Source organism: Pseudomonas sp. BGI-2, from assembly GCF_004310295.1.
In the GTDB taxonomy this organism is placed as follows: domain Bacteria; phylum Pseudomonadota; class Gammaproteobacteria; order Pseudomonadales; family Pseudomonadaceae; genus Aquipseudomonas.
The window spans coordinates 1-19,916 of record NZ_SISB01000050.1; the positions used below are offsets into that span (position 1 = coordinate 1).

The following is a 19,916-nucleotide window of genomic DNA, read 5'->3' on the forward strand; positions in this document are numbered from 1 at the left end:
CTCTACAGACAAGGTCAGGAGCAAATCCTGCCTTCAGGAGCGATCGGCCTCCCCCAGAAACGCACTTGCTGTTGTATGAATCCTTAAGCGTAACCTCTCTCGTTGGAATCAGGGTCAACATACAAGGAGCGAGGCTTGCCCGCGAAAGGGGCGACAAGGTCTATATGGATAACCGCAAAGCCAAAGCCGCCAACGTCACCAACAAAACCGGCACCGTCAACACAACCCCGACCTTGAAGTAATACCCCCAGCCAATCTGAATATTCTTACGCTGCAGCACATGCAACCACAGCAACGTCGCCAGGCTACCAATCGGGGTAATCTTCGGCCCCAGATCGCTGCCAATAACGTTGGCATAAATCATCGCCTCCTTCACTGCCCCTGTGGCCTGGCTTGCATCGATCGACAGCAAGCCAATCAACACTGTCGGCATGTTGTTCATCATCGACGACAACAACGCCGTCAGCACGCCCGTGCCCATGGCCGCGCCCCAAACGCCGTAATTCGCAAACCCGTCCAGCCACCCGGCCAGATACCCGGTAAGCCCGGCATTGCGCAGGCCATACACTACCAGATACATGCCCAGCGAGAAAATCACGATCTGCCACGGTGCTTCTTTAATCACCTTGCGCGTGGAAATCTTGTGGCCACGGGCGGCGATGGCCAGCAGCAACGCCGCGCACACGGCCGAAATGGCGCTGATCGGAATGCCCAGCGGTTCAAGGGCAAAGCAGCCGAGCAGAAGAATCACCAGCACCACCCAACCGGCATAAAACGTGGTCTTGTCATGGATCGCGGTCGACGGAAGTTCCAGTTGTTCGGGGTCGTAATCCTTAGGAATGTCACGACGGAAAAACCACATCAGCATCGCCAGCGTGGCGGCAACACTGACGAAGTTGACCGGAATCATCACCGCCGCATAACGATTGAAGGTGATATTGAAGAAGTCCGCCGAAACGATGTTCACCAGGTTCGACACCACCAGCGGCAGGCTCGCGGTGTCCGCGATGAAACCGGCGCCCATCACGAACGCCAGGGTGGCGGCCGGGGAAAAGCGCAACGCCAGCAGCATGGAAATCACAATCGGCGTCAGAATCAGCGCCGCGCCGTCGTTGGCAAACAATGCCGACACCAGCGCGCCGAGCAGCACCATATAAGCAAAGAGTTTGCGCCCGCTGCCCCGCCCCCAGCGGGCCACGTGCAAGGCAGCCCAGGCAAAGAACCCCGCCTCGTCTAGCAGCAGGCTGATGATGATCAATGCCACGAAGGTGCCGGTGGCGTTCCAGATGATCTGCCACACAATCGGGATGTCACTCAGGTGCACCACCCCGAAAATCAGCGCCAGCACTGCGCCGAACAGCGCACTCCAGCCCACTCCCAGGCCTTTGGGTTGCCAGATCACCAGGGTGATGGTCAGCAGAAAAATCAGTGACGCGATGAGCATGCGGAGCAGCCTTCAAAGAAAAATCGGGGGATTAGCAGCAGCGTACCGGGCGATCAGCCATTGCCTGCAAACGGTCGACATCAGCGGCCAGCCACTCACCGTGATCGGCCAGTGCGCCCTGCAACAGCGTGATGACCCAAGGCGACAATTGCGGGTGCAGGCGATAAAAAACCCACTGACCCTGACGCCGGTCTGCCAGCAGACCATTGCTGCGCAACTGCGCCAGATGACGGGAGATCTTCGGCTGGCTGAGGTCCAGCCCGGCCGTTAATTCACACACGCACAACTCGCCTTCGCGGGCGATCAACAGTGCGATACGACTGCGGGTGTCATCGGCCAGGGCCTTGAAAATATCGACGGGACTGCGAGAGCTGGACATGAGGGGACACGCCTCTGGACAAACAAGGCGTGAATATATGGAATATCGAATATGCAGTAAAGCAAAGACTGGATTGCCCCGCTTCTGTAGCAGCTGCTACAGGGGATTTCCAGTCACTCTTTTTTGTGTTGCTCGACCCACTTCCCATAAGCATCGATAAATTTCTGCAAGAAAGGCCTCACCGATTCGGACAACTTGCCGGCCTCATCAAACGCCGAACCGGCACCGTTCAGATAGGCTTCCGGTTGCTGCATGCACGGCACATCCAGAAACACCATGGACTGCCGCAAGTGATGGTTGGCCCCAAACCCGCCGACAGCGCCCGGCGAAACGCTGATCACCGCCCCCGGTTTGCCGCTCCAGGCGCTCTTGCCATACGGGCGCGATCCCACGTCGATCGCATTCTTCAGCGGTGCCGGCACCGAGCGGTTGTATTCAGGGGTGACGAACAGCACTGCGTCGGATGAACTCACTTGTTGGCGGAAAGTGCTGTAGGCTGCCGGCGGTGAAGTTCCATCGATGTCTTCGTTATAGAGCGGCAGGTCGCCAACTTCGACGATAGTGAGCTTGAGATTGGCAGGCGCCAGGTCGGCCAGGGCCAGCGCCACCTTGCGGTTGATCGATTCCTTTCTCAAGCTGCCGACCAGTACGGCGATCGTGTAGACGTTGCTCATGGAAGATTCTCGACTGTTCGATGGAAAGACTTGTAGTTATAGATGACGAATCACCCAGAGGGCTGCTGAATTCACCGCCCCTGACTATTTTTTTCCTGTAGGAAAACTTACCTCGCCCAAGCACGGTCTACAGAACCGCAAATTGAGTGATTTATCTCCAGAGGTTCTAAGCAGATGGCAGCAGTACTCGTCGGTCAGTTCCATGCAAGAGACGCGGAAGGCCGCGTTTATTCCGTGCATGAGTTCCAGGAATCCACCCCCTCGCATGACGGCCTCACTGGCTCGGTGCCTGTGACCACCTACAAACTGGCCATTGGCGATCGCGTCAAAAAGCTCGATGACAACCAGTTTCTGCTGGTGCAATCGGACGTCACCATCGTGCGCGAACCCGACACCTATGTCGGCAGCCTGCCGGAAACCACCGTCGCCTCATAACCCTGCGTTATGAGCAGAAGTCATATGCGCGCACTTGAGTTAGGATTCAGTCACTGACTCCCTCACCTGCTGAACATGGACTTCACGCATGCGTTTACGTCATATCGAAGTGATCCACGCGCTTTTGCAGACCGGTCACCTGAGCACCGCCGCCGAATGGCTGCAGTTGCCGGTGGCCGAGGTCGAAGGCATTTTGCGCGACGCCGAGGATCAGTTGGGATTCATGCTGTTTTCCAGCGTGCGTGGACGTTTGCAGGCAACACGCGAGGCGCGGGAGCTACAGGTTGAAATCGCCCACGTCTACGACGCGCTAGAGCCGGTCCAGCGACTGGCCAGCAGCCTCAAGCAATATCAGGCGCACCCGCTGCGCATCATCTGCACCCCGCCGTTGGCGCAACAGTTGTTGCCCCACAGCATCGCGGCCCTGCGCCGACGCCTTCCCGATGCGCCTTGCACCCTGCTGAGCCAGCCCACCCGCGAAATCGTCAGAAGCCTGTTGCTGCGTGAAAGCGATCTTGGACTGAGCCTGCATGATCCCGACCACGCCGACATTCATTGCCAAGTGATTGCCCAAGGCAAACTTCAGTTATTGGCGCCCCATGGCTGGCTGCAACCCAAACAGAAGTACATTTCGTTGCAGGATCTGGCCGGCCAATCGATGGTTGGCCTGGAAGGTCATGACCCCTTGAGCCCGGCGCTCGACAACAAACTGCATGCCTTGCGCCCTGCACCGGTCATCCAGACCCGGGTGCAGACTCATCAGATGATGCGCAGCATGGTCGAGGCCGGCGAAGGCCTGGCGATCGTCGACCCGTTCACCGCCCTCGGTGCCAAGTCGAGCGGTCTGGATGCTTGCCCGTTGGCGCCTGCGGTGCCGATCAGCCTCTATGCCCTGACCCTGAAGAACGGCGAGCCAATGCCGGCCGTTCAGGTGCTGCTGGAGATCGTCATGGAACAAGCCGCGGCGATGTTGTCGAGCTGAGCGGATTTTCCAGCGGATTATCGAACAAGCGATACCAGAACAGCGCCACTTCGGCGGTGTTCGGGTCGATGCCGCGATAACGCAGATGATCGATCCCGCCAATCAAGAAACCAGAGCGCTCATACAGTCGACAGGCTCCCAGATTGTTGTTCTGGGTTTCGAGCATGATGCCCGGCAGTTTCTTCTTGCGACTCCAGAACTGCGCCACATCCAGCAACGCCTTGGCCACACCATGACGGCGCGCCGGCGCATGCACGGCCAACTCGTCGATATGGGCAAAGCCGTTCCAATTGGTGCTGACCACCAGATGGCCGACCGGCTCGTCATCGAGATAGGCCATGAATACCGCACTGTCGGCGGCATCGCGGAAACTGCTGAACTCTTCGGGATCAATGCCGTAGCACTTTCGATAAGGGGTGATCGGCGTTACCAGCCACTGCTCCACGGGCTTGCCGATTTCGGCTGCGCCATAGGCCGCGACTTCAAAACTGAAGTCGCTGCCCCAGATATAGGGCGCGAAACCCTCGTCGGCGACACGCACCGAGAGGCCTGGGTATTTGGGATTCATGATCGGTTGCATACTCGGAAAGGTCCTCATTCCTTGATGCAATCAACGGTGTAAAGCCGTCCATTGCCCTCGTCTTCGTTTTGCAGTCCGTGCACATCAGCGACAAACCCGGGGAAACTGCTGTCGAACGTGCGAGCAAACGACAGGTAATCGATGATCGACCGGGTTGACTCGGTGAACCGCTCACCCGGCATGATCAACGGGATGCCTGGCGGATACGGAACCAGCATCACCGCGGCAATTCGCCCCTCCAGGGCATCGATCGACACCGCCTCCACTTCACCACGCACCAAATGATCATAGGCGTCCGCCGGCTTCATGGCGATTTCCGGCAGCACGGTGTACATGCGCTTGAGGTGTTTGGCCGTGGCATTGCTGCGATAACAGGCGTGCAATTGATCGCACAAATCCCGCAATCCCATGCCCTGATAACGTGCGAGATTCTGTTGCGCCACGCACGGCAGGCACGTTGCCAGACTGACGTTGGCGTCGTAACTGCGCTTGAACTCCAGCAACTCGGTCAGCAGCGTGCTCCATTTACCCTTGGTGATGCCCATCGAGAACAGCACCAGAAATGAATACAGGCCAGTCTTCTCGACCACCAACCCACGCTCCCAAAGGAACTTGCTGACCACTGCCGCCGGAATCCCGCGCTCGCTCAGCGCACCACCCGCGGTCAGGCCGGGCATGACCAGGGTGACCTTGATCGGGTCGAGCAACACGTAATCGTCGGTCACGCCACCGAAGCCGTGCCAGTCGGCGTCGGGTTGCAGCAGCCAGTCTTCGGTGACAACGCGGTCGATGCCTTCCACCGAGGGCGGCTGCCAGATGGAAAACCACCAGTCATCCGCAGCGATGTGCTGACGCAAATTGGCCAGGGCCCGGCGAAAGCTCAGCGCCTCGTCGAACATTTCCTGCAACAGCGAACGCCCGCCCGGGCCTTCCATCATCGCCGACGCGACGTCCAGCGACGCAATGATGCTGTACTGCGGCGACGTCGAGATATGCATCATGAACGCTTCATTGAAGCGGTCGCGGTCCAGTTGCCGCGCGCCGCCGTCCTGGACATGAATCATCGAGGCCTGGCTGAACGCGGCCAGCAGCTTGTGCGTGGAATGCGTGGTGACCACCAGCGGACTGTCTTCGGTACGGGACGTGCCCATGCCGTAACGGCCGGCGAAAAACTCGTGGAACGCCGCGTAGGCATACCAGGCCTCGTCGAAATGCAGGACTTCGACGCTGTTGCCCAGGTTCTGCTTGATCAACTCGGCGTTGTAGCACAGGCCGTCGTAGGTCGAATTGGTCACCACGGCCAACTTGACCTTGGGCTCACGGCCCTGGGTCAGCGGGCTGGCGTCGATCTTGGCCTGAATCGATTCGCGGCTGAATTCGCTCAGCGGAATCGGACCAATGATCCCCAGTTCATTGCGCTCCGGGCACAGGTACAGCGGAATCGCACCGGTCATGATGATCGAGTGCAGCACCGACTTGTGGCAGTTGCGGTCCACCAGCACCAGGTCGTCGCGAGCGACCATCGAATGCCAGACGATTTTGTTGGCGGTCGAGGTGCCGTTGATCACGAAGAAGGTGTGATCGGCGCCGAAATTGCGCGCCGCCCTGGCCTCCGCTTCGGCTAGCGGGCCGGTGTGATCGAGCAAGGAGCCCAGTTCCGGCACCGATACCGACAAGTCCGAACGCAGGGTGTTTTCCCCAAAAAACTGGTGAAAGGCCTGCCCCACCGGGCTCTTGTGATACGCCACGCCGCCGCCATGACCGGGGGTGTGCCAGGAATAGTTGGAGTCGGCGGTGTGTTGCACCAGCGCCTTGAAAAAGGGTGGGAGCAAACCATCAAGGTATTTGCGGGCCGCCCGGGCCACTTGCCGGGCCAGGAAAGGCACGGTGTCTTCGAACAGATAGAGAATGCCGCGCAGCTGATTGAGCTCGGCCATCGCGTCGGCCGGGGCGTTTTCCAGCGTCACTTGTTCGCCCAGCGCGAAAATCGGCAAGTCCGGCGCACGCACCCGCGCCAGGCCGATCAGCTCAGCCATGTTGTGTAACAAATGCGAATGGGCGCTGGCGTCTTCAGCGGCAATCAGCATGCAGGAAAGGCCGTGATGGGTCGAAGCGACCAGCCGCCCTTCGGTGTAATCCACCGCCGAAACGATGCTGAAGCCTTCCTGCTCCAGCTCCCGGGCGATGCCACGCACGCGATCGCCGGCGACAGTATCGGCCTTGATGTCGCGGTGGACGATCAAAACCGGGAATTTCAAATCTTTATACATGAGGCTCAGCGTCCTGAGGCTGCAGACCGTGGCCTGCCAATCACCTCAGGGTAGAGGGTTCAAGCGCATGTGGCGAGCGCGATGCCCCGAAGCGGGTCAATGAGCGCACCATCATGTGGCCATCAAACTCGATCTGAAATGGACACTTTTGGCTCAACAAATGACCTGTGGTGAGGTGTGGCTTCTGTGGCGAGGGGGCTTGCCCCCGTTCGGCTGCGAAGCAGTCGCCAATTCTGCCGAGATAGTATGCCTGGAAGAATGCAAGGCGCCGCTTCGCAGCCCAACGGGGGCAAGCCACCTCGCCACACGAGCTCCCTCGCCAAAAAAGCCGTGTCACATTAGCTCTGATTCACGCCTGCGCCTTGGCCTCGACCAGTTGCTGCCACAGTGACGGGGCGCCGGCAGACTTGGCGATGGCTTCCAGGCGCGCCACGTGCCGGGCCAGGTCGTCTTCGCTGGCGGGGATGATTCGAGTCGGCTGGCGATCGGCCGGCAAGCGGCGGATTTCGGTGGCGGAGTTGTCTGCGCCTTCGCCAGAACCATTGCCGTCGGACGCATTACCGGCCAGCGACAGGCTGGTCTGGCCGCCGGTCATGGTCAGGTAAACGTCGGCGAGGATCTCGGAGTCGAGCAAGGCACCGTGGAGTTCACGGCCAGAGTTGTCGACACCATAACGTTTGCACAACGCATCGAGGCTATTGCGCTGCCCAGGGTGACGTCCCCGGGCCATCATCAGGGTGTCGAGGATCGAGCAGTGCTGCGTGATGTCCGCACGATCGTGCTGGCCCATCAGGGCGAATTCGTTGTTGATGAAGCCAACGTCGAACGCCGCGTTATGGATGATCAGCTGCGCGCCCTTGATGAATTCGAAAAATTCATCGGCCACTTCAGTGAAACGCGGTTTGCCCACCAGGAACTCGTTGGTGATGCCGTGGACGCCGATGGCGCCTTCGTCACTCTCGCGATCCGGTTGCAGGTAAACGTGGAAATGCCGGCCCGTCAGGCGCCGACCGATCAACTCGACACAACCGATTTCGATAATCCGGTGGCCGTCGGTCACCGGCATGCCGGTGGTTTCGGTATCGAGTACAACGGATCTGGTGGCCATCAGTGCTCAGCTCTCAACGGGTCAATCGTGCAAAAGCGGCGATGTTAACACGCTCGCGGGATCCGGCGCGTGCACAGCCAGGTGACCGGCGCTCATGCAACTTTTAACAATCATTAGCAATGTTCATAAAGTCTGGAGCAGAACGGATTGCTAGCGTGCGGGCCTTGTTTCCAAAGGGATTGAGTCCGCCATGAAGACTGCACGATTTCTGTTATTGAGTACCTGCCTGCTGGGCACAGGGGCCCAGGCCACCAGCTTCGTGATCAGCACTGACGTGACGGTGAGCCTGACGCTGAGCTCGAGCAAAGGCACCAGCGGGTCATTCAGCGACGACAAGATTGTGCTGGCGGCGAAGGATGATGCGGCGGCGTTTGTGGCGAGCGAGGGGGAGATTCGAGGGGCGCGAATCGAGGCGGCGTTTTTGCGGATTCGCGGGGTGGTCAATGATCAGCATTCCGACCAGCAACTGGCCACCGCAATCTTGATGCTGTGACGCCCTGTAGGAGCGAAGCTTGCTCGCGAAGAACGAAAACGCGGTCACTCTGTCACACCGCGGCGCCTTCTTCGCGGGCAAGTCGGACGCCGCACCGCTCTCATCCTCAGTCTAAATCCTGCGTAAGACACAAGCGGGCTTGCTCGCGAAGGTCGCGACGCGGTGCACTGGCAGAACCAAATCAAGCCTGCTTGTACCCGCGCACTTCATCCACGCCACGGTTGGCCAACTGATCAGCCCGTTCGTTGCCGTGGTGGCCGATGTGGCCGCGCACCCACTTCCAGGTGACGTTGTGGCGGTTGACCTGCTCATCCAGCAGTTTCCACAAGTCAGCGTTTTTGACCGGTTCCTTGGCCGCCGTTTTCCAGCCGCGCTTTTTCCAGTTGTCCATCCACTCGTTGATGCCTTTCATCACGTACTGGGAGTCGGTCACCAGCAGCACGTCGCAGGAACGCTTGAGCTCTTCCAGGCCGCGGATCGCGCCCATCAGCTCCATGCGGTTGTTGGTGGTATTGGCTTCGCCGCCCCACAGTTCCTTTTCCACGCCTTTGCACACCAGCAATGCGCCCCAGCCGCCAGGGCCAGGGTTGCCTTTGCAGGCGCCGTCGGTGAAGAGTTCTACGCTATCGCTCATGCCAATCTATCCAGAAAATGCGGTGGCTCGCCGATCAGTGACCGACGATGCCCGAGGCCGGGGCGAACCCGGCCGGGAAATAAAGTGTATTACGGTTCGATATTGCGACGGTTGACCTTGGCCATCGGCAATGGAATCAACTTGCCCATCGGTTCGCGCCGTTCCTGGCGCACTGGCCGCAGGCCCACCACGATCTTGCGCGCCACCAATAAATAAAAGCCGCCACCCGACAGTTGCCAGTCACCGGCCTTGCGCTCCCAACCAGCCAGACGAGCCTGCCAGGCGGGTGACGCAAGCGGCGGACGATAGCACCCGAAGCGGCGTTTCTCCAGCGCGAAGCCCAGCAGATTGAGCCAGTCGCCGACCCGCGACGGCGAGATGCAGCGAGCCTTGCGCAAGCCGTCGTGGGCGAACACATGGCGCAAGCCCCAGCTGCTCCAGGGATTGATTCCGATGATCAGCAGATGCCCGCCGGGCCGCACACTGCTTGCGGCTTCACGCAGCAAACCGTGGGGCGACAGACAGAAATCGAGGCCGTGCTGCATCACCACCACATCAGCGGCATGCTCGCTCAACGGCCAGGCCTGCTCTTCGCAGACGATCTCGACACCCGGCAACGGCGCACCGAGCCGCACATTGCGCTGTACCTGGGGTGCCGACGGTGGCGTCTGGGCCGACGGACCGTAATGCACCAGGTAGCCACCGAAGAAGCGGCCAAGCTCGTCTTCGAGCATGCGTCGTTCTTCGTCCAGCAGAAATTGCCCGATGGGGCCGGACAGCCATTCACGGGCTGCGCTGATCAATGCCAGCCAGTCAGGATCGGCCTGAGCGAACGCTTTATCGGTCATTGCATTCTCCAACGCGCCAGGAAGTTCTAAGATGCGCCATTGTTTTCCGCTTGGCGAATCCGACGATGATACAGATCAGTGCCCTGCCCGCCTTCACCGACAACTACATCTGGTTGTTACAAGACCACAACACCCAGCGCTGCGCCGTGGTCGATCCGGGTGATGCTGCGCCCGTGCACGCTTGGCTGGCAGCGCACCCGGGTTGGGTATTGAGCGATATCCTGATCACTCATCACCATCATGATCATGTCGGCGGCGTCGATCATCTGAAAAATGCGACGGACGCAAAAGTCTACGGTCCGGCCAGCGAAACCATTCCGGCGCGGGACGTGGCGCTCAAGGACAAAGACCGCGTCAGCGTGCTGGGCTGGGACTTCGACGTCCTCGCCGTTCCTGGACACACCCTGGGACATATCGCCTATTACCATCACGGCCTGCTGTTCTGCGGCGACACCCTCTTTGCCGCCGGTTGCGGGCGTTTGTTCGAAGGCACGCCTGAGCAGATGCACACCTCGCTGAGCCGCCTCGCGGCCCTGCCTGAAGATACGCTGGTTTACTGCACCCACGAATACACCCTGAGCAACCTGAAGTTTGCCGCAGCGGTCGAACCGGGCAACCGGGACACCACCGCACGTCTAGAAAAAGTCACCGCGCAACGTGCAGCCGGAATCATGACGCTGCCCTCTACTTTGGCGCTTGAGAAGCTGACCAACCCGTTTTTACGTGTCGACGAAACATCCGTTAAAGAAAAAGTGGACGAACGGAATGGAACCCAAAACCGGGCTCCGAGTGCGGTCTTTGCTGCTCTTCGGGCTTGGAAAGATAAGTTCTAAGTAGCTGGCCCGTTGGTACAAAAATTCTGAATGGTTGACCACAAGGGGTGCGCTTTCTAGAATCGCCCGACATTTTTGCCCGGAACATACTTCCAGCCAATGTCGTCATCTATTCGTAAAGCCATCAAATCAGACGCATTGACCCGCTTGGCTCAAGCCATAGCGGTGGCTGTGTCCGCCACTCTGGCGGGCTGTTCCAGCCATGTGCCGCAGACCGAAGCGACACACACGCCGAATATCGCCGCTCGCGCCAAGCAGAAACCTATCTGGCTCAGCGAAAAACCGACTCCGCAAATTCCACAAGATGTCTGGGAGCGCATGCGCCAAGGCTTCCAGTTGCAGGACAACCTGGGCGTCAACCCGCGCATCGAGCAACAGCGCCTGTGGTTCGCCAGCAACCCGTCCTTCCTCGAAAACGCGGGTGAACGCGGCAGCCTCTACATTCACTACATCGTCGAACGCCTTGAAGAACGCAACATGCCGCTTGAACTGGCGCTGCTGCCAGTGATTGAAAGCGCCTACAACCCGATGGCCTATTCCCGGGCCAACGCGGTGGGTCTTTGGCAATTCATTCCTTCTACCGGCCGTTACTTCAACCTGCGTCAGACCCGTTTCTATGATGGCCGTCGCGACATCACCGCTTCGACCACTGCGGCCATGGATTACCTGACCCGCCTGCACGACATGTTCAACGGTGACTGGTTGCTGGCCCTGGCGGCCTATAACGCTGGCGAAGGCACGGTCAGCCGCGCCATCGAGCGTAACGAGAAACTCGGCCTGCCGACCGATTACTGGAACCTGCCGCTGCCCGCCGAAACCCAGGCCTACGTGCCGAAGTTGCTGGCCTTGTCCCAGGTCGTGCTGGCCCCCGAAGCGTATGGCGTGAACCTCAACCCGATCGCCAACGAACCGTACTTCCAGGTCGTCGAAATCAACCAGCGCATGGACCTGTCCAAGGTTGCCGCGGTGGCCAACATCGACGAAGACGAACTGTTCCAGCTCAACCCGGCCTTCAAACAGCGCACCACCATCGACGGCCCCCAGCATTTGCTGGTGCCAACGTCCAAGGCGCAGTTGCTGACCGCCAGCCTGTCGACCATGCGTCCTGAAGAGTTGATCAGCAAGAAGTCGCTCAAGCCGGTCTTCGAAGGGGCTGATGAATCCGAGATTGCCAGCCTCAAACGTGCCTACCGCGTAAAGCGCGGCGACAACCTGGCCGCCATCGCCAAGGCCAACAAGGTCGACGTCAAGGACCTGCAGCGCTGGAATAAGATGACCGGCAAGAACCTCAAGGTTGGCCAGACCCTGGTGATGCAGGACACCACCAAGCGCAACAGCAGCGGTCGCGTCAACACCGTCGTGGCGGCGAACAGCAAGACAAACAGCAAAGCCGCCAAGGAAAAGCCGCAGACCCAATACAAGGTCAAGCAAGGCGATTCTTTGTACATGGTTGCCAAGCGCTTCAATGTTGAAATGCAGCACCTCAAGCGTTGGAACCCGCGTGTCGGTCAGGCTCTCAAGCCTGGGCAGATGTTGACGGTCTCTTCGCCGCGCTAAAAACGAGCCCCTGATTTCAGGGGTTTTTTTTGCCTGCAACCCGGTTTTTCTGGCGAGAATGCAATCCCTGTGGGAGCGGGCTTGCTCGCGAATGCGTCTTTTCAGCCAATATCAATGTTGAATGTAAAACCGCATTCGCGAGCAAGCCCGCTCCCACAGATTCTGCGATGTGCAGGGCTATCGCGCCAGCCGTTAACAGCGCATTAAGCCCGTGTCTTTTTCCTGTCGATACAAGCTGTTACTGTACGGCCCACAAAGCCCAAGCCGCCTGGATCGGATCTCTGACTTGAAGCGTCCCCTCCTCCTGTTCCTGACCAGCCTGGCCTTGAGCTCCCCCGCAAGCGCGACGATCAGCGAAAGCCATGGTTATGCGCAGTTCGGCACGCTCAAGTACCCGGCCAGATTTACCCACTTCGACTGGGTCAACCCGCAAGCGCCCAAGGGCGGTACGTTGCGGGCGATGGCGTTTGGCACCTTCGATACGCTCAACCCCTACACTTTCAAGGGCTCCAGCCCGGTTTCCACGCCGAATTTCCTGCAATACGGCATCAACGAACTCAACGAACCGTTGATGGTCGGCACCGGCCAGTACGCGCCGTCCGGCGATGAGCCGACCTCCAGTTATGGCCTGATTGCCCAATCGGTGGAATACAGCGAAGATCGCAGCTGGGTCGTGTTCAACTTGCGTCCTGAAGCGCGGTTCCACGATGGCACGCCGATAACCGCCTACGACGTGGCGTTTTCCTACCGCTTGCTAGTCAAGGAAGGTCATCCGCAGTACCGCACCAGCCTTCAGGAAGTATTGCGGGTCGACATCCTCAATCCGCAGCGCATTCGATTCGTGTTCAAGCGCGCCGGCAATCCGTTGCAGATCCTGCGTCTGGGCGAATTGCCAGTGCTGCCGCAGCATTACTGGAAAGGTCGTGATTTCAAGGCCACCACCTTCGAGCCGCCACTGGGCAGCGGGCCGTATCGCATCACGTCAGTAACGCCTGGACGCCAGATCATTTTCGAACGGGTCAAGGATTACTGGGGCAAGGACTTGCCGGTCAATCGCGGCAAATACAACGTCGATCGCATGGAAGTCGAGTTCTACCGCGACAGCGATGTGGCCTTCGAGGCCTTCAAAGCCGGCGAATTCGACATCTACATCGAGCATCAGGCGAAGAACTGGGACAACGGTTACAACTTCCCGGCCGTGCGCCGCGGCGACGTGATCAAGGCGCAGATCCCGCACCAGATCCCGACCCAGACCCAGGGCCTGTTCATGAACAGCCGGCGCCCGGCCTTCTCCGAGACCAAAGTCCGTGAAGCGCTGGGGCTGATGTTCGATTTCGAGTGGACCAACCGCACCCTGTTCAGCGGCGCATACAAACGCGCCATGAGTTATTACCCCAATAGCGAGTTCTCCGCGACTGGCCTGCCGGTCGGGCACGAATGGCTGATGCTCAAGCCGTATCGCGAGCAGTTGCCCGCCAAGCTCCTCACCGAGCCGTTCAGCCTGCCAAAGACCGATGGACGCGGCATCCCCCGGGAAACCATGCGCAAGGCCCTGGCGCTGCTCGCCGAGGCCGGCTGGAAACTCAACGGGCAACGGATCGAGAACGCCAAAGGCCAACCGCTCAAGCTCGAGATCCTGCTGGTCAACCCGAACCTGGAACGCATCCTTCAGCCTTACGTCGAGAACCTTGCCAGCATTGGCATCGACGCGCGCCTGCGCACGGTCGACCGCGCCCAGTACAAACAACGTCTGGATCAGTTCGATTTCGACATGATCCTGATGACGCTCAACCAGACCCTCAGCCCGGGCCTGGAGCAATGGCAGTATTTCCATTCCAGCCAGGTCGGGGTCAAGGGCAGTAAAAACTACGCCGGCATCGCCAACCCGACGGTCGATCACCTGCTCGAACAACTGCTCGCCGCGCAAACCCGCGACGAACAAGTCGCGGCCGGTAAAGCCCTGGACCGGGTCTTGCTGTGGCAGCACTACATCATTCCCAACTGGCACCTCAATTATCACCGCCTGGCCTACCGCAACCGGTTCGCCTTCGTCACCACGCCGCCCTACACCCTGGGCCTCTCCGCGTGGTGGCTGAAATCTTCGGAGAAAGATCGATGAAACCCGTACGCGCACTGCTGTTGCAGGCCAGCGGTCTGCTGTTCGCCGGGCTGGCCTGCGCCGCCCCGCAACATGCCGTGACCCTGTACAACGAGCCGCCTAAATACCCGGCCGACTTCAAGCATTTCGACTACGTGAACCCCGATGCGCCCAAGGGCGGAATCTTTCGCCAGGCCGGGTTCGGTGGCTTCGACAGCCTCAACCCGTTCATCAGCAAAGGCGTGCCGGCTGACGACATCGGCATGATCTACGACACTTTGGCCAAACAGGGTCTGGACGAGCCGTTCACCGAATACGGGCTGGTCGCCGGCAAGATCGAAAAAGCCCCGGACAACAGCTGGGTGCGTTTCTATCTGCGCCCTGAAGCACGTTTCCACGACGGTCATCCGATTCGCGCCGAAGACGTGGTGTTCAGCTTCCAGGTGCTGACCAAGGACGGCGCTCCGCTCTATCGCGGTTACTACAGCGATGTCGACGAAGCGGTCGCCGAAGACCCGCTCACCGTGCTGTTCAAGTTCAAGCACACCAACAACCGCGAACTGCCGCTGATCCTCGGCCAGTTGCCGGTATTGCCCAAGCATTGGTGGGCAAACCGCGATTTCAACAAGGGCAACCTGGAAATCCCGTTGGGCAGCGGCCCCTACAAGGTGACCGAAGTGAAGGCCGGGCGCTCGATACGCTATGAGCGGGTCAAGGATTACTGGGGCAAGGACCTGCCGGCCAACCGTGGCTTCTACAACTTCGACGTGATGACCACTGATTACTACCGCGACAACACCGTGGCGCTTGAAGCCCTCAAGGCCGGGCAGTTCGATTACTGGCTGGAAATGGCCGCGAAGAACTGGGCCAACGCCTACAACATTCCAGCTGTCACCGAAGGCCGCTTGATCAAGGAACAGATCCCCAACGCCAACCCGACCGGCATGCAGGGCTTTGTGTTCAACCTGCGCCGTCCGGTGTTCCACGATGTGCGCGTGCGTCAGGCGCTGACGCTGCTGCTGGACTTTGAATGGACCAACAAGCAACTGTTCAACGGCGCCTATGTGCGTACCCGCAGTTTCTTCGAGAACTCGGAAATGGCCGCGACCGGCCTGCCCGACGCTGATCAACTGGCGATCCTCGGCCCGTTCCGCGGCAAGATCCCCGATCAGGTGTTCAGCGAAGCGTTCCAGAACCCGATGACCGACGCCAGCGGCATGATCCGCACCCAGCAGCGCAAGGCCTACCAACTGCTGCAAGAGGCCGGCTGGCGGATCGTCGACGACAAGATGGTCGACGCCAATGGCAAACCGGTGACCATCGAGTTCCTGCTGGCCCAGACCGAATTCGAGCGGGTGCTGCTGCCGTTCAAGCGCAACCTCAGCGACCTGGGTATTGACCTGGTGATCCGCCGGGTCGATGTCTCGCAATACATCAACCGCGTGCGTTCACGGGACTTCGACATGATCGTCGGCAGCTTCCCGCAGTCCAACTCGCCGGGCAATGAACAGCGCGAATTCTGGATGTCTGCCGCGGCCGACAAACCCGGCAGCCGCAACTCCATGGGCCTCAAGGATCCGGTGGTCGATCAACTGGTCGAGCAACTGATCAACGCCGATTCGCGCAAAAGCCTGGTCGCCCACGCCCGGGCACTGGACCGCGTGCTGCAATGGGGCTATTACGTGATCCCCAACTGGCACATCAAAACCTGGCGCGTGGCGTACTGGAACCACATCGGTCACCCGAAAGTCTCTCCCAAGTACGACATCGGTACGAACACCTGGTGGGTCAAGCCTGACGCGACACCGGCGATAGAAGTCGAAACCAAACTGCAAGCCGACCCTGCGGGCACGGAGTAATCAGATGCTGGCGTATATTTTTCGGCGACTGCTGCTGATCATTCCGACCTTGCTCGGCATTTTGCTGATCAACTTCGTGATCATCCAGGCCGCCCCCGGCGGGCCGGTGGAGCAGATGATCGCCAAGCTCGAAGGCTTCGAAGGCGCCACCAGCCGCATTGCCGGCGGAGGTGCCGAAGTCTCGGTGGCCGGCTCCGCCTATCGCGGTGCGCAAGGCCTGGACCCGATGCTGGTCAAGGAAATCGAGCACATGTACGGCTTCGATAAATCGGCGCCGGAACGCTTGTGGATCATGATCAAGAACTACGCCACCCTGGACTTCGGCGATAGCTTCTTCCGCGACGCCAAGGTCATCGACCTGATCAAGGAAAAGATGCCGGTGTCGATCTCGCTCGGGCTGTGGAGCACGCTGATCATGTACCTTGTGTCGATCCCGCTGGGGATCGCCAAGGCGACGCGGCACGGCAGCCACTTCGACGTCTGGACCAGTTCGTTGATCATCGTTGGCTACGCGATCCCGGCGTTCCTGTTTGCGATCCTGCTGATCGTGGTGTTTGCCGGCGGCAGCTACCTGGACTGGTTCCCGCTCAGGGGACTGACCTCGAACAACTTCGATGAACTGAGCACTGGCGGCAAGATCCTCGATTACTTCTGGCACCTGGCATTGCCGGTGACAGCACTGGTAATCGGTAACTTCGCGACCATGACCCTGCTCACCAAAAACAGCTTCCTCGACGAAATCAACAAACAGTACGTGGTCACCGCCAAGGCCAAAGGCCTGACCAATCACCGCGTGCTTTACGGCCACGTGTTCCGCAACGCCATGCTGCTGGTGATCGCCGGTTTCCCGTCAGCGTTTATCGGGATCTTCTTCACCGGCTCGCTGCTGGTGGAAGTGATCTTCTCCCTGGATGGCCTCGGTTTGATGAGTTTCGAAGCGGCGATCAACCGCGATTACCCGGTGGTGTTCGGCACGCTGTTTATCTTCACCTTGCTCGGTCTCGTGGTGAAATTGATCGGTGACCTGACCTACACCTTTGTCGATCCACGCATCGACTTCGAAAGCCGGGAGCATTGAGATGAATTTGTCCCCGCTCAATCGCCGACGTTTCGAACTGTTCAAGGCCAACAGGCGTGGCTGGTGGTCGCTGTGGCTGTTTCTGGTGCTGTTCGGCCTGAGCCTCGGTGCCGAGCTGATTGCCAACGACAAACCGCTGGTGGTGCATTACGACAACGGCTGGTACTTCCCGGCGCTCAAGCGCTACCCGGAAACCGCGTTCGGCGGCGAATTCCCGCTGGAGGCCAACTACAAGAGCCCGTATATCCGTGAACTGCTCAAGGCCAAAGACGCCTGGGTGCTGTGGGCACCGATTCCCTACAGCTACCAAAGCATCAACTATGACCTGAAAGTCCCGGCGCCCGCGCCGCCTTCCGCCGACAACCTTTTAGGCACTGACGATCAGGGCCGCGATGTATTGGCGCGGGTGATTTACGGCTTCCGGATTTCGGTGCTGTTTGCGTTGACCCTGACCATTCTCAGCTCGATCATTGGCGTGATTGCCGGCGCCTTGCAGGGCTTCTATGGCGGCTGGGTGGATCTGGCCGGGCAGCGTTTCCTGGAGATCTGGTCCGGGTTGCCAGTGCTGTATCTGCTGATCATTCTGGCCAGTTTCGTCCAGCCGAATTTCTGGTGGCTGCTGGGGATCATGCTGCTGTTCTCATGGATGAGCCTGGTAGACGTGGTGCGTGCCGAGTTCCTGCGCGGGCGTAATCTGGAATACGTGCGCGCCGCCCGGGCGCTGGGGATGCAGAATGGCGCGATCATGTTCCGCCACATCTTGCCCAACGCCATGGTCTCGACCATGACTTTCATGCCGTTCATCCTGACCGGCGCCATCGGCACCCTGACCGCTCTCGACTTCCTGGGCTTTGGTTTGCCGCCGGGCGCGCCGTCGTTGGGTGAACTGGTGGCCCAGGGCAAATCCAACCTGCAAGCGCCGTGGCTCGGCATGAGCGCGTTTGCGGTGCTGGCATTGATGTTGAGTTTGCTGGTGTTCATCGGCGAGTCCGCTCGCGATGCCTTCGACCCGAGGAAGTGAAATGAATCAGGACAATCTGATCGAAGTGCGCGACCTGGCCGTCGAATTCGTCGTCGGCGATCACTGTCAGCGGGTGGTGGAAGGCGTCAGTTTCGACATCAAGCGTGGCGAAACCCTGGCGCTGGTCGGCGAAAGCGGCTCCGGCAAATCGGTGACCGCGCACTCGATCCTGCGGCTGTTGCCCTACCCGCTCGCCCGGCATCCGTCGGGGACCATCGAGTATTCCGGGCAAGACCTGCTGAGTCTGAAAGAGAAAACCATCCGCCACATCCGCGGCAACCGGATCGCGATGATCTTCCAGGAGCCGATGACCTCGCTCAATCCGCTGCACTCGATCGAGAAGCAGATCAACGAGGTGCTGGGCATTCACAAGGGTCTGGTCGGCAAAGTCGCGACCAAGCGCACCCTGGAATTGCTGGAGATGGTCGGCATTCCTGAGCCGCACAAGCGCCTCAAGGCCCTGCCCCATGAATTGTCCGGTGGCCAGCGTCAGCGGGTGATGATTGCCATGGCTCTGGCCAACGAGCCCGAGCTGCTGATCGCCGACGAACCGACCACCGCGCTGGACGTGACCGTTCAGCTGAAAATCCTCGAATTGCTCAAGGAATTACAGGCCCGATTGGGCATGGCGCTGCTACTGATCAGTCACGATTTGAACCTTGTGCGAAGAATTGCGCATCGCGTATGTGTCATGCAGCGCGGTTGCATCGTCGAACAGGCATCGTGCGAAGAGTTGTTCCGAGCGCCGCAGCATCCGTACACTCGGGAACTGCTGGCAGCGGAGCCCAGCGGCAAGCCGGCAACCAACGTGATTGGCCCGCCGCTGCTGCAGGTCGAGGACCTGAAAGTCTGGTTCCCGATCAAGAAAGGCTTTCTGAAAAAGACCGTCGACCACATCAAAGCGGTGGACGGGATCAATTTCAGCCTGCCTCAGGGCCAGACCTTGGGGATTGTGGGAGAAAGCGGTTCGGGCAAGTCAACGCTCGGTCTGGCGATTTTGCGGCTGATCGGCAGCAAAGGCGCCATCCGTTTTGAAGGCAAGCAGCTAGACTGCCTGACGCAGGCCGAGGTTCGGCCGTTGCGCCGGGAGATGCAGGTGGTGTTTCAGGACCCGTTCGGCAGCCTGAGTCCGCGGATGTGCGTGAGCCAGATCGTCGGCGAAGGCCTGCGGATCCACAAGATGGGCACCGAGGCGGAACAGGAACAAGCGATTATTGCGGCATTGAAGGAGGTAGGTCTGGACCCGGAAACCCGGAACCGCTACCCCCACGAATTTTCCGGTGGGCAACGGCAGAGAATCGCCATTGCCCGGGCATTAGTGCTAAAACCGGCGTTGATTTTGCTGGACGAGCCGACGTCGGCCCTCGACCGCACCGTGCAACGCCAAGTGGTGGAGCTTTTGCGTTCACTGCAAACCAAGTACAACCTGACGTATCTGTTTATCAGCCATGACCTGGCTGTCGTCAAGGCGCTGAGCCACCAGCTGATGGTGGTCAAGCAGGGCCAAGTGGTCGAACAGGGAGACGCGCAAAGTATCTTTGCCGCCCCCCAACATCCGTATACACAGCAGTTGCTGGAAGCCGCTTTCCTGGCTCCAGCCACTGCGCAATAACCTGAAAGAGA

Annotated in this window: 18 protein-coding genes; 10 read left to right on the forward strand and 8 right to left on the reverse strand. The window is 59.6% G+C overall.

The annotated features are described in order from the left end of the window. Positions 1 to 160 precede the first annotated feature (160 nt). The 3 genes from EYC95_RS26150 to EYC95_RS26160 all read right to left on the reverse strand — a co-directional run bounded on the left by EYC95_RS26150 (position 161) and on the right by EYC95_RS26160 (position 2,497). A complete protein-coding gene (locus EYC95_RS26150) occupies positions 161 to 1,444 on the reverse strand; it encodes an arsenic transporter (RefSeq protein ID WP_131062902.1) in 1,284 nt (427 codons plus the stop codon). A gap of 31 nt (positions 1,445 to 1,475) precedes the next feature. Next, positions 1,476 to 1,823, reverse strand: coding sequence for a metalloregulator ArsR/SmtB family transcription factor (locus EYC95_RS26155; protein ID WP_131062903.1), 348 nt, complete (start codon positions 1,821 to 1,823; stop codon positions 1,476 to 1,478). A gap of 113 nt (positions 1,824 to 1,936) precedes the next feature. Next, positions 1,937 to 2,497: an NADPH-dependent FMN reductase gene (locus EYC95_RS26160; protein WP_131062904.1), complete on the reverse strand. Its 561-nt coding sequence runs from the start codon at positions 2,495 to 2,497 to the stop codon at positions 1,937 to 1,939. Positions 2,498 to 2,671: 174 nt separating this feature from the next. Between EYC95_RS26160 and EYC95_RS26165 the strand changes: the two genes are divergently transcribed. Together EYC95_RS26165 and EYC95_RS26170 are read left to right on the forward strand one after the other, a co-directional pair. Next, positions 2,672 to 2,932: a hypothetical protein gene (locus EYC95_RS26165; RefSeq protein ID WP_131062905.1), complete on the forward strand. Its 261-nt coding sequence runs from the start codon at positions 2,672 to 2,674 to the stop codon at positions 2,930 to 2,932. Positions 2,933 to 3,020: 88 nt separating this feature from the next. Continuing rightward, a complete protein-coding gene (locus EYC95_RS26170; protein WP_131062906.1) occupies positions 3,021 to 3,914 on the forward strand; it encodes a LysR family transcriptional regulator in 894 nt (297 codons plus the stop codon). Here the strand turns inward: EYC95_RS26170 and EYC95_RS26175 are convergent. The 3 genes from EYC95_RS26175 to dnaQ all read right to left on the reverse strand — a co-directional run bounded on the left by EYC95_RS26175 (position 3,880) and on the right by dnaQ (position 7,872). Beyond that, positions 3,880 to 4,494, reverse strand: coding sequence for a GNAT family N-acetyltransferase (locus EYC95_RS26175; RefSeq protein WP_131062907.1), 615 nt, complete (start codon positions 4,492 to 4,494; stop codon positions 3,880 to 3,882). The genes EYC95_RS26170 and EYC95_RS26175 overlap by 35 nt on opposite strands. A gap of 14 nt (positions 4,495 to 4,508) precedes the next feature. Then, on the reverse strand, positions 4,509 to 6,764 hold the full coding sequence (locus EYC95_RS26180) for an arginine/lysine/ornithine decarboxylase (protein ID WP_131062908.1): 2,256 nt from the start codon (positions 6,762 to 6,764) through the stop codon (positions 4,509 to 4,511). 349 nt (positions 6,765 to 7,113) lie between these two features. Beyond that, positions 7,114 to 7,872 (reverse strand): DNA polymerase III subunit epsilon, encoded by a 759-nt coding sequence (dnaQ, locus tag EYC95_RS26185; protein ID WP_131062909.1) that lies wholly within the window; start codon positions 7,870 to 7,872, stop codon positions 7,114 to 7,116. A 190-nt stretch (positions 7,873 to 8,062) separates the two neighbouring features. Between dnaQ and EYC95_RS26190 the strand changes: the two genes are divergently transcribed. Next, positions 8,063 to 8,365, forward strand: a complete 303-nt coding sequence (locus EYC95_RS26190) for a DUF2388 domain-containing protein (RefSeq protein ID WP_131062910.1) — start codon at positions 8,063 to 8,065, stop codon at positions 8,363 to 8,365. A 181-nt stretch (positions 8,366 to 8,546) separates the two neighbouring features. Here the strand turns inward: EYC95_RS26190 and rnhA are convergent, their stop codons facing one another. Then, positions 8,547 to 8,999 carry a ribonuclease HI gene (gene rnhA, locus EYC95_RS26195; protein ID WP_008028618.1) on the reverse strand — a complete coding sequence of 151 codons (453 nt, stop codon included), beginning with the start codon at positions 8,997 to 8,999 and terminating at the stop codon, positions 8,547 to 8,549. 89 nt (positions 9,000 to 9,088) lie between these two features. Continuing rightward, positions 9,089 to 9,847: a class I SAM-dependent methyltransferase gene (locus EYC95_RS26200; RefSeq protein ID WP_131062911.1), complete on the reverse strand. Its 759-nt coding sequence runs from the start codon at positions 9,845 to 9,847 to the stop codon at positions 9,089 to 9,091. 65 nt (positions 9,848 to 9,912) lie between these two features. Here EYC95_RS26200 and gloB point away from each other — a divergent pair, with 65 nt between their 5' ends. The 7 genes from gloB to EYC95_RS26235 all read left to right on the forward strand — a co-directional run bounded on the left by gloB (position 9,913) and on the right by EYC95_RS26235 (position 19,905). Beyond that, positions 9,913 to 10,680, forward strand: coding sequence for a hydroxyacylglutathione hydrolase (gene gloB / locus EYC95_RS26205; RefSeq protein WP_131062912.1), 768 nt, complete (start codon positions 9,913 to 9,915; stop codon positions 10,678 to 10,680). Positions 10,681 to 10,779: 99 nt separating this feature from the next. After that, positions 10,780 to 12,237 carry a transglycosylase SLT domain-containing protein gene (locus EYC95_RS26210; RefSeq protein ID WP_131062913.1) on the forward strand — a complete coding sequence of 486 codons (1,458 nt, stop codon included), beginning with the start codon at positions 10,780 to 10,782 and terminating at the stop codon, positions 12,235 to 12,237. A gap of 286 nt (positions 12,238 to 12,523) precedes the next feature. Beyond that, positions 12,524 to 14,356: an extracellular solute-binding protein gene (locus tag EYC95_RS26215; protein ID WP_131062914.1), complete on the forward strand. Its 1,833-nt coding sequence runs from the start codon at positions 12,524 to 12,526 to the stop codon at positions 14,354 to 14,356. After that, positions 14,353 to 16,194, forward strand: a complete 1,842-nt coding sequence (locus tag EYC95_RS26220; RefSeq protein WP_131062915.1) for an extracellular solute-binding protein — start codon at positions 14,353 to 14,355, stop codon at positions 16,192 to 16,194. The genes EYC95_RS26215 and EYC95_RS26220 overlap by 4 nt, the downstream gene beginning before the upstream one ends. Before the next feature lie 4 nt (positions 16,195 to 16,198). Further along, on the forward strand, positions 16,199 to 17,272 hold the full coding sequence (locus tag EYC95_RS26225) for a microcin C ABC transporter permease YejB (RefSeq protein WP_010459785.1): 1,074 nt from the start codon (positions 16,199 to 16,201) through the stop codon (positions 17,270 to 17,272). Position 17,273: 1 nt separating this feature from the next. Continuing rightward, positions 17,274 to 18,293 (forward strand): ABC transporter permease, encoded by a 1,020-nt coding sequence (locus EYC95_RS26230; protein ID WP_131062916.1) that lies wholly within the window; start codon positions 17,274 to 17,276, stop codon positions 18,291 to 18,293. A gap of 1 nt (position 18,294) precedes the next feature. After that, complete coding sequence (locus tag EYC95_RS26235) at positions 18,295 to 19,905, forward strand: ABC transporter ATP-binding protein (RefSeq protein WP_131062917.1); 1,611 nt, start codon at positions 18,295 to 18,297, stop codon at positions 19,903 to 19,905. The last annotated feature ends 11 nt before the right edge of the window (positions 19,906 to 19,916 follow it).

Excerpts from the sequence above, each read along its gene's own strand:
- EYC95_RS26150 (WP_131062902.1), bottom strand. The coding sequence starts at position 1,444 with ATGCTCATCGCGTCACTGATTTTTCTGCTGACCATCACCCTGGTGATC.
- EYC95_RS26155 (WP_131062903.1), bottom strand. The coding sequence starts at position 1,823 with ATGTCCAGCTCTCGCAGTCCCGTCGATATTTTCAAGGCCCTGGCCGAT.
- EYC95_RS26160 (WP_131062904.1), bottom strand. The coding sequence starts at position 2,497 with ATGAGCAACGTCTACACGATCGCCGTACTGGTCGGCAGCTTGAGAAAG.
- EYC95_RS26165 (WP_131062905.1), top strand. The coding sequence starts at position 2,672 with ATGGCAGCAGTACTCGTCGGTCAGTTCCATGCAAGAGACGCGGAAGGC.
- EYC95_RS26170 (WP_131062906.1), top strand. The coding sequence starts at position 3,021 with ATGCGTTTACGTCATATCGAAGTGATCCACGCGCTTTTGCAGACCGGT.
- EYC95_RS26175 (WP_131062907.1), bottom strand. The coding sequence starts at position 4,494 with ATGCAACCGATCATGAATCCCAAATACCCAGGCCTCTCGGTGCGTGTC.
- EYC95_RS26180 (WP_131062908.1), bottom strand. The coding sequence starts at position 6,764 with ATGTATAAAGATTTGAAATTCCCGGTTTTGATCGTCCACCGCGACATC.
- dnaQ (WP_131062909.1), bottom strand. The coding sequence starts at position 7,872 with ATGGCCACCAGATCCGTTGTACTCGATACCGAAACCACCGGCATGCCG.
- EYC95_RS26190 (WP_131062910.1), top strand. The coding sequence starts at position 8,063 with ATGAAGACTGCACGATTTCTGTTATTGAGTACCTGCCTGCTGGGCACA.
- rnhA (WP_008028618.1), bottom strand. The coding sequence starts at position 8,999 with ATGAGCGATAGCGTAGAACTCTTCACCGACGGCGCCTGCAAAGGCAAC.
- EYC95_RS26200 (WP_131062911.1), bottom strand. The coding sequence starts at position 9,847 with ATGACCGATAAAGCGTTCGCTCAGGCCGATCCTGACTGGCTGGCATTG.
- gloB (WP_131062912.1), top strand. The coding sequence starts at position 9,913 with ATGATACAGATCAGTGCCCTGCCCGCCTTCACCGACAACTACATCTGG.
- EYC95_RS26210 (WP_131062913.1), top strand. The coding sequence starts at position 10,780 with ATGTCGTCATCTATTCGTAAAGCCATCAAATCAGACGCATTGACCCGC.
- EYC95_RS26220 (WP_131062915.1), top strand. The coding sequence starts at position 14,353 with ATGAAACCCGTACGCGCACTGCTGTTGCAGGCCAGCGGTCTGCTGTTC.
- EYC95_RS26225 (WP_010459785.1), top strand. The coding sequence starts at position 16,199 with ATGCTGGCGTATATTTTTCGGCGACTGCTGCTGATCATTCCGACCTTG.
- EYC95_RS26230 (WP_131062916.1), top strand. The coding sequence starts at position 17,274 with ATGAATTTGTCCCCGCTCAATCGCCGACGTTTCGAACTGTTCAAGGCC.
- EYC95_RS26235 (WP_131062917.1), top strand. The coding sequence starts at position 18,295 with ATGAATCAGGACAATCTGATCGAAGTGCGCGACCTGGCCGTCGAATTC.